This window comes from Pseudomonas sputi (genome assembly GCF_021603585.1).
In the GTDB taxonomy this organism is placed as follows: domain Bacteria; phylum Pseudomonadota; class Gammaproteobacteria; order Pseudomonadales; family Pseudomonadaceae; genus Aquipseudomonas; species Aquipseudomonas sputi.
In genome coordinates, this window is sequence record NZ_BQHI01000066.1 from 1 (window position 1) to 849 (window position 849).

Here is an 849-nt window from a genome sequence, read left to right on the forward strand (position 1 = left end):
TAGTGGGTGATAGCCCTGTACGCGAAAGTCTCTTAGTCATGAAATCGAGTAGGACGGAGCACGAGAAACTTTGTCTGAATATGGGGGGACCATCCTCCAAGGCTAAATACTACTGACTGACCGATAGTGAACTAGTACCGTGAGGGAAAGGCGAAAAGAACCCCGGAGAGGGGAGTGAAATAGATCCTGAAACCGTATGCGTACAAGCAGTGGGAGCAGACTTTGTTCTGTGACTGCGTACCTTTTGTATAATGGGTCAGCGACTTATTTTCAGTGGCGAGCTTAACCGAATAGGGGAGGCGTAGCGAAAGCGAGTCTTAATAGGGCGTCTAGTCGCTGGGAATAGACCCGAAACCGGGCGATCTATCCATGGGCAGGTTGAAGGTTAGGTAACACTGACTGGAGGACCGAACCGACTACCGTTGAAAAGTTAGCGGATGACCTGTGGATCGGAGTGAAAGGCTAATCAAGCTCGGAGATAGCTGGTTCTCCTCGAAAGCTATTTAGGTAGCGCCTCATGTATCACTGTAGGGGGTAGAGCACTGTTTCGGCTAGGGGGTCATCCCGACTTACCAAACCGATGCAAACTCCGAATACCTACAAGTGCCGAGCATGGGAGACACACGGCGGGTGCTAACGTCCGTCGTGAAAAGGGAAACAACCCAGACCGTCAGCTAAGGTCCCAAAGTTATGGTTAAGTGGGAAACGATGTGGGAAGGCTTAGACAGCTAGGAGGTTGGCTTAGAAGCAGCCACCCTTTAAAGAAAGCGTAATAGCTCACTAGTCGAGTCGGCCTGCGCGGAAGATGTAACGGGGCTCAAACCATACACCGAAGCTACGGGTATCACG

1 rRNA gene is annotated in these 849 nt (G+C 51.1%); it reads left to right on the forward strand.

The features are described 5' to 3' along the window. Positions 1-849 (forward strand): 23S ribosomal RNA (locus L6D81_RS29315); the annotation flags it as partial.